This is a genomic window from Synechococcus sp. L2F (assembly GCF_024345695.1).
Taxonomy (GTDB): Bacteria; Cyanobacteriota; Cyanobacteriia; order PCC-6307; family Cyanobiaceae; genus MW101C3.
The window spans coordinates 37166-44943 of the sequence record NZ_JAGQBP010000008.1 but is presented as its reverse complement, the minus strand read 5'-3'; the positions used below and the strand labels follow the sequence as shown (position 1 = coordinate 44943).

The 7778-nt window shown below is 68.1% G+C and carries 4 protein-coding genes and 1 pseudogene; 1 reads left to right on the top strand and 4 read right to left on the bottom strand.

What is annotated here, in order from left to right:
• Positions 1 to 134, top strand: a pseudogene (locus tag KBZ19_RS14755) (photosystem II D2 protein (photosystem q(a) protein)); the annotation flags it as partial.
• A gap of 456 nt (positions 135 to 590) precedes the next feature.
• On the opposite strand, the gene KBZ19_RS14750 reads toward KBZ19_RS14755, so the two are convergent.
• Genes KBZ19_RS14750 through KBZ19_RS14735 form a run of 4 tightly spaced genes read right to left on the bottom strand, consistent with a single transcriptional unit; the run spans position 591 to position 7568 of the window.
• Positions 591 to 2231, bottom strand: coding sequence for a DUF2079 domain-containing protein (locus tag KBZ19_RS14750; RefSeq protein ID WP_255101476.1), 1641 nt, complete (start codon positions 2229 to 2231; stop codon positions 591 to 593).
• Positions 2215 to 3906 (bottom strand): glycosyltransferase family 39 protein, encoded by a 1692-nt coding sequence (locus KBZ19_RS14745; protein ID WP_255101475.1) that lies wholly within the window; start codon positions 3904 to 3906, stop codon positions 2215 to 2217. The genes KBZ19_RS14750 and KBZ19_RS14745 overlap by 17 nt, the downstream gene beginning before the upstream one ends.
• Before the next feature lie 5 nt (positions 3907 to 3911).
• Entirely contained in the window at positions 3912 to 5477 is a 1566-nt protein-coding gene (locus KBZ19_RS14740) for a glycosyltransferase family 39 protein (RefSeq protein WP_255101470.1), read from the bottom strand.
• Positions 5478 to 5504: 27 nt separating this feature from the next.
• Positions 5505 to 7568 (bottom strand): glycosyltransferase family 39 protein, encoded by a 2064-nt coding sequence (locus tag KBZ19_RS14735; protein WP_255101469.1) that lies wholly within the window; start codon positions 7566 to 7568, stop codon positions 5505 to 5507.
• Positions 7569 to 7778 lie beyond the last annotated feature (210 nt).

The window sequence follows — 7778 nt, the reverse complement described above, 5'->3', positions numbered from 1 at the left end:
CTGAATTCGAAACCTTCTACACGAAGAACATTCTTCTGAATGAAGGTCTGCGTGCCTGGATGGCACCGGCTGACCAGCCGCATGAAAACTTCGTCTTCCCTGAAGAGGTTCTGCCCCGTGGTAACGCCCTCTGAGCCCTAAGTCAATCAGACAGTTCCAGAGGATCAATTCAAATTTGGCGCCCTTCGGGGCGCCTTTTTTGTTGGGTCCCCAACTGTTGCCGATCTCTCAGGTTTTCTTCTAAGATCAATGGGTTGTGTCAGCAGTGCCGTGGGGCGAGGCTTCGGGGTTTTCTCCCTTGTTTCGCTCCGAAGGCGTCACCGGCTGGCGTTATCCCCCAAGGGAGGAGGTGCTTGTGAGCCAAAGTTCCATGTGCAAGGGTCTGTTGATCGCGGAGAACGCCGTCTGATGCCAGGCAGCTTGATCTGAGTTCATTCGGTTCCGCGCCAGAGCGGACCCGGCGATGCCCCCATTCAGCAATCGGCTGAATGGGGGCATCGTTCATTCTGGAGACAGGGTATTGATTGAAGAGCAGCCTTTCTATGGGGAAAGACTTTTCATTTTCGATCGGGTTCTTTGTTCCAGGGAAGTCACTTTTTGGATTCCCGCTCCAGCTTCAATGATCCCACCAGGCGAGCAAGGCGCTCCTGGGCATCGGCATGATCCACTGCGCCTCTGGCCATTAACACGATGCCCCCATCAACATCGACAACCCCATAGCCGGGCGAAAGATCGGGGATCATTTCAAGGATGCGCACCAGCTCTTTGCGATCACCATCAGACACCCTGAGATTCCTGTTGAGCATCTCAAGATCTGCAGCAATCCAGTCAACCTCCTGGGGCTTTCCTTGCCTGTCGAGATAGCGCCAACTGCGGGGAAAACGCACCAGCACCTCCCGCTCAGCAAGCAAAGGAACCAGCGGGGTGGTGGCTGAAACGGTTGCCGTTGGGGGGATCTGCTGGAGAACGCGCCGGGCGGCCTGGCCATGGGCCCAGAGCTGGGCTGGGTTGGAGTAAATCCAGGGCTGCACGCTGTCGGGAATGACGAACGAGAGGCTGCGATTGGGGTTGCTGCTGATCGTCAGCAGGATCGACAGCCCGATTGCCCCGATCCAAACGGCATGAAACTTCGGTCGACGGAAGGTGTCCTGATGGTGCTCCCACCAGAGCACGGCCCCTGCAAACAAGCCCGGGACCACCAGCAGCGCGTAGCGCACATTGATGGCCAGTGGTGGTGGCTTCCCGTCCGCCAGCAGCAACCCTAGAAATGGCAACCCCATCAGCAGCCAGCTGTCCAGGGAGATCAAGGGGATGAACAGCAGCGGCAGACTCTGGGCGAGCAGGTAGCGAAGCGTGTGCCCAGGTTCGCTGAACAGTTCCATGATCAGCGCCATCGGCGTTGAAAGGATCCTTCCCGCCACCTCCAGGCTGCTGGCGCGATCCTGGTCACCGAGAAAGTGGCCGAAGTTCTCCACCATGAACCGGCGTGAATTGTCTTCGCTGAACAGAGGCATCAACACATTGGTGACGATCAGGACCCAGCTGACCCCCACCCCACCAATCAGGAGCGCCAAAGGCCACTCTTCCCTGCGTCGTCGCAGCAGCATCCACAGACTCACCCCCACCAGCAGCACGCCGGTGTCCTCCCGGATCAACGGAATCAGCAGGGTGCAGAGCGCCACCAGCCACCAGCTCCGTCGGCGCAATCCCCAGATCAGCAGAAAAAAGGCCAGGGGCAACTGGCAGAGATCCGTGAAGTTGCCCCAGGTGGGGCCGAGTACGGCATTGGCTCCGAAAAAGGAGCAGGCCAGCAGAGCGGCCAGCCGATCGTTGTTGCTCCCCAGGATCTCGAGGGCAAACCGATGCAGCGCCAGACCTGCCGCCGTCATCAGCCCCACCTGAACCAGGGGCAAGGCTGCCGCTCCCAGCAGACCCACCAAGGGAGCCCAGAGCAGCAGCACCGGGGTGAAGTGCTGCCCCAGGCGGTGATAGCCCAGGCTGGGCAACTGGCCGTCGTGGACCACGCTGGCGGAAAGCTGGGAGGAGAGGGTGCTCTCGAAGGGGTGGCCCCGCAGGCTGTTCCAGAGCACCTGCAGAAAGATGCCCTGGTCGTAGGAAGCGGCGAGAACCTGGAGGCGCCATGCCTGCAGGGCCAGGCCAACCACGGCAAACAGCACGGCGGCAGTCAGAACCGCGCGGCTCCAGGAGCGTCGTTCAGGGGCGAGGGTCATCGGATTGAGACGCGAGTGTGCAGCGCCAGAGGCGCCAGTCCTGCTCGCCCAGCCCACTCAGGCGGCAGCGGACGCCGGGCTGGAGAAGCATGGGCGGAGGGGGGGCGGAGGCTTTCTCAATGAACAGGAACGGGCTCGGAGAACCGGGGCTTGCCCGGGACGGCAACCGTTCGATTGGCCGTTGGGCATACCAGCTCAGGCTTGGACGTCGCCCGGATTGTCCGGCCATGTAGATCGGCATCGGGCGATGGTCCGGCTCGGTCGCCGCACCCCTGACCAGGCTGGCCACGGGGCGAACGTCGTCATGTTCGTTCAATTCCCAGTTCCAGAGGGAACTATGGAAGAGCAGCAGCAGGGAGAGGCACCAGCCCGCGAGCAGCAGGACCAGGCCGCGGCGGCGCTGCCGTTCGGCCGGGCGCAGCAGCAGCAGCCCCCCCCCAAGCAGCCCTACGCCCGCCGGCAGAACAAGAAGACTGGTCCCACTCGGCAGTCCGGTCCGGGCTGTTGCGGCTGCCAGGGCCAGCAGGATCAGGCCGCCACCCAGCCAGGACCACAGGATTGGAACGAGCTGGAGAGGCGGACGGGTCTGCCGAGCCTGCAGCATCTGCGCCAGCAGCGGCCCGCAGATCAGGGCGAACGGCAGCCAGAGCGGGTGGCTGTACCAGGGGAGCTGGGTGCGCAGCGGCAGGATCGACCCGGCGATCACCAGCTGCAGCACCAGGCACCAGCGCCCCCAGCTGCGGTGGCGCTGCCGCCAGGCGATCACCACCGCCAGGGGCCAGAGCGGCAGCCAGGGCCAGCCACCTTCCAGCACCTCGATCACCGGCACCCGCCAGCCCAGCTGGCTGCCTTCGCCCGCATCCAGCAGCACCCGCGTCACGCCGTCGCCGCCCCAGAGCCAGAGCGCATCGCTGCCGCGCATGAGCGCATGCCAGCCGTGCCAGGCCAGCCCGGGCAGCAGGCCCACGCCAAGGGCCGCCAGCAGCGGCGCCAGCGAACGGCGCGGCCGCTCCGGATCGAGCACCAGGGCGGCCAGGCCGGCGGCCAGCACCGGCAACAGGATCGGGGCCTTCAACATCAGCAGTGCACTGCCCGCCAGGCCGGCGACCAGCCCGCAGCGCCAACCCGCTCCAGTGCGGCCGGAACGGCTGCGCAACAGTGCCCACCAGAGCAGCCCCATGGCGGTGAGCTGCGCGCCGTCCAGCATCGCCAGCCGCCCGTGGCGCGCCACCGGCAGCAGGGTGAGCAGGATCGCCGCGGTCGCCAGTGCGGCACGGTTGTCGCCCGGCCGCAGCTGAAGCTGCACCAGGCCCCCCACCGGCACCACCAGGGAGGAAAGCAGTGCCGGCACCAGCCGCACCACCCATTCCGGCGGTAGCGCCTCCGCCGGCGCCTGGCTGAGCTGGCGCCAGAGGCCGATGGCGGCGGCGATCAGCACATGCAGCCCGGGCGGCTTGTTGAGGTAGGGGCTGCCCCAGATCGTGGGCAGCCAGCCTTCCGGCAGCCCCCTGTTGGCGATCTCCAGCGACACCCGCGCCACGATCCCCTCATCCCAGTCGCGCAGGGGCAGGTTGCCGAGACCCACGACAGCCAGCACCACGGCGGCCAGCCAGAGCAGCAGCAGGCCCCGCCAGGGAATGGCGCGGGGCGGGGTCTGGGGGTGCAGGACGGTCATGGGGCTCAGCCTGCCGGCCGCTCGGCCCCGGGAGCCAGCGGAATCACGAAACCGGGCCCGCTCTGGCAGCCCGGTGGCTGGTCGCAGACCCAGCGTTTCAAGCGCGTTTTGGCCTCGCCTTCGGGGAAGGGCGCATAGCTTTCGATCACCGCATAACTGCCGGCCAGGGCATCGGCGCCGTTGGCTCGCCAGGCTGCCGCATCACGCCGCATCAGCCGCTTGGGACTAACCAGCCATCCCTTGCGGTTGGCGAGATAAAGAACAGTGGGGTCGGAACCGCTCATCACCACGACTCTGGCCCCGGGCGGTGTGCGCGCCTGGATCTGCTGCGCCAGCTCCCACACCGGGGATCCGGCCACCCGCTCCCGACTCCAGTAATCCACAGCCAGCACCGTGAGGCTCACCACGACCAGCAGCGTGAGCAGTGCCCAGGCCCCCTGCCGCCCCCAGACACCGGCCTGGCGCCGCAGCCGCACCCAGCCCAGGCCCATCAGTGGGCAGGCGAACAGCATCAGCGGCAGTTGGTAATACTCATGCACGCCGCTGGATTCAGGTGCCAGAGCTCCGGCCAGCAGCACGGCCACCAGCCCCACCGGCAGCACGTGCGCCTGTGGCCCCGGCAGGGCGTCGGGGGGGGCAGCGGCGCCTCGATTGGCAGCGGCGTCGCCATTCCCGCGCGGCAGCAGGCCGAGCACCAGCAACGGCACCCCCAGCACCGCCAGGTTGCGCACGGCCACCCTCAGGCCAAGGCCGAGCCAGTAGCCAGGCGCGAAAAGGTCGGCCCAGCTGTAACGGTTGGCCTCGCCGCCCCAGAAGCCGAAGCTGAGGCCGCTGGCCTGCCCCAGTTTGTGGGCATGCCAGTACCAGGCCGCCGTCACCACCACCGCCGACAGGGCAAACACCCAGCTGCCTGATCGCCGGAGGATCCTCCACTGGTGGGCCTGGCCCCATAGCCATAGCAACGGCAGGCCCAGCCACACGAACGGCAGAACTTTGATCAGACAGGCGGCGGTGAAGCCCAGCCAGGAGATTCCCAGGGCTGCCAGCCTGCCGGTGCGCAGCCAGGCCAGAAAGCGCTCCAGGGCCAGAGCCGCCAGCAGCATCAGCGTCGCCTCCGGCTGCACCGTGCGCCCGTAGAACACCGAAATCGGCAACACCGCATAGAACAGTCCGCCCCACCAGCCGGCCCGCTCCCCCAGCAGCTGGCGGCCGATCCGCACCACCAGCACGATCGTGAGCAGGCTGCAGAGCACGGAGAGGCCCCGCGCCAGCCATTCCTGCACCCCGAACAGGCGGTAGAGCAGGGCAACGCTGTAGGGATATAAGGGAAATTCCGCTTCCACCACGCCGCTGCCGGCGCCGCCCCAGTCGATCTGGGGTGTGAGCAGGTTCATGCCCTGCTCGGCGAAGTTTCGAGCCATCGCCGCCGTGTCTGCCTGCCTCCAGCTGTGGATCCCGAGGACCGGGGCCTGGATCTGGATCAGCCGCAACCCGGCCCCCACCAGCAGTGGCAACCACAACGGCAGGGCCGCGCCGGGCTTGGAAGGGGAAGCTGGCGCCGCAGGGGCCATCAGCAGAGTTCAGGCGTGGGCAGGAGGCTACCGGCCCTCTTTGGCGCCGGCCTCGATGCGCGCCTCCACCGAGGCGATCGCCGCCTCGACGGCGGCGCGGGTGCCAGGGAGGCGGCGCAGATCGCCGCCGAGGACGCCGGCCACATGGATCAGCCCGTCCAGCACCGGTTCGTCGTGGCGCAGGCGCGCCGCCTCGGCCACCGCCGCCGCCTGCCAGGGGCGCCAATCGGCCAGCAGCACCACGGAGCGGTAGGCGCTCGGCCACGGGTTGGCCGGTTCCACCGCCTCCAGCTGTTTGAACCAGCCTTCCGCCGCGGCGGGCCGGTTGAGCAGCACGTCCAGCAGCGCCAGTGCCCAGAGCGCCTCGCGGTCGTTGGGGTTGGCGCTGAGGCGGGCCTCCGCCCAGCGGCGCACACGTGCTTGGTAAAGGAAATGCCCGTCCAGCTGGTGTTCCGGTCCGATCGCGTCGAACACGGCACCCAGGCCGGCCGGGCCCTGCTCCAGGCCGCGGGCAAGTGTGATGAAGCGGCGATCGAACGGCACGGCCGCGGGCGCAGCGGCGCGACGTTGCCAGAGTTCGAGCTGGCGGCCCTTGGTCCACGGCCAGCTGCCCACGCGCTCGAAGCGGCCATCGCTGCGCACGCTGCGGCTCAGCTGCCTGGATTCCTTGCGCTTGGTGCCCTGGTCGCCGCTGGCCAGCAGTAGCCACTGGGCCTGCTGCAGCACCAGGGCATGCTCCCGTTTCTGTTTCCCGCTTTCCCGCCCGAGGATCTGCCCGCCCCCCAGGCGTCCGAAGGTGCTCACGTTGTGCTGGTTGACCTCAGCGGTGCTGGGGATCACCAGCACGGTGGTGGGAGCTGTGCCCACGCGTTGACGCACCGCCTCGATCGCCTCAGGCACCGGGGACTCCGCGCGCCGCTCCAGCTCGCCGACACGCTCTGAGGCGGTTGTGGCACCCGTTCCCAGCAGGCCTACCCCCAGCAGCACGGCCCCCAGCCAGGGTCCGAAGCGGGCACGGGCCGCCTGCAGCAGCACCCACCAACCCCGTGCCAGCAGCAGCACCAGCAGCGGCAGCACCGGCGCGATGTAACGCGGATCCTTGTTCGGGCTGAGGCTGGTGACCAACCAGCCGGCGAGGGCGCAACCCAGCAGCCACCCCCAGCCGGAGCCCGTGCCACCGGATTCCGTAGGCGGCCCTGAGTCCTGATCGGGCGGCTCAGCAGCAGCATCAGCAGGGCGTCTGCGCTGCCAAAGGGCCAGTGCCCCTCCGGCTGCACCGACAGCGAGCATCGGCGCACCGAGCTGGGCCGGGAAGAGCCTTGGATACCAGAAGAGGCTGGCCAGGCTCAGGGGCGATGGATCCCCTTCGGCGGCGCCCGATTCGATCACCGCCCGGTTGGTCCCGCCGAGGGTGGTGATCCAGTTGTGCTTCAGCCAGGGCAGGGCCACGGTCAGCACCAGGGCCAGGGCGGCCAGGGTCTGCAGGCGGCGCTGCGGCTGGCCCAGCCCGGTGCCCGCCGCCCACAGGCATGGCAGCAGCAGCACCAGCAGGGCGCTCTGCTTCACCATCACCGCGGTGGCCACCGCCGCTGCCGCCACCAGCGCCTGGCTCCAGCGTCCGCCCCTCGGGGCGGGGGCGTACCAGCACCCCAGCCGCCAGAGGGCAAGCATGGCGGTGGCGGTGAGTGGAAGGTCGAGGGTGAAATCCACCCGCAGCGCTGCCAGGGCCGGCGCCAGGCACACGAGCGCGGCGGCCAGCAGGCCGAAGCGCGGCCCGCCCAGCTGCCGGCCCCAGCAGGCCACCACCGCCAGCAACAGCAGCTGCCAGATAGCAAGCGCCCAGCTGGCCTGATCGGGGCTGTCGCCGCTGAAGGCCATCACGCTGCCATTGACCAGGCTGGCCAGCGGGGGAATCTTCGGGGAGAGATCGAGCAGGGCGCTCCACCCCTGCCAGCCGCCGCCGGCCAGCAGTCCCAAGGCGCGGCCATGGTCCACGGCGCTGTTGAGGTATTCGGCCTGATCCCAGGCAGGCAGCCGCTGGTCGAGCTGCAACCAGAGCCGGTCGGCGAAGGTGCCCGCCAGCCAGATCACGCCCAGACCCAGCCACCACAGCCAGGGGCGAGAAGAACGGAAAGCCAGGGTCTGCGGGCCGGGCCCCTCACTCTGGACCGGCCGGTGCTCGCCCGATGGCGGCCTGGCAAGCCATGGCGCTCACTGTCCATTGTCATTTCTGTCACATCCGGCCTGGTGGCTGCTTGAACTGCCGTGAAGATGTGGTCGGCGCATTGCGCCCCCTTTTGT

Excerpts from the sequence above, each read along its gene's own strand:
- KBZ19_RS14740 (WP_255101470.1), bottom strand. The coding sequence starts at position 5,477 with ATGGCCCCTGCGGCGCCAGCTTCCCCTTCCAAGCCCGGCGCGGCCCTG.
- KBZ19_RS14750 (WP_255101476.1), bottom strand. The coding sequence starts at position 2,231 with ATGACCCTCGCCCCTGAACGACGCTCCTGGAGCCGCGCGGTTCTGACT.
- KBZ19_RS14745 (WP_255101475.1), bottom strand. The coding sequence starts at position 3,906 with ATGACCGTCCTGCACCCCCAGACCCCGCCCCGCGCCATTCCCTGGCGG.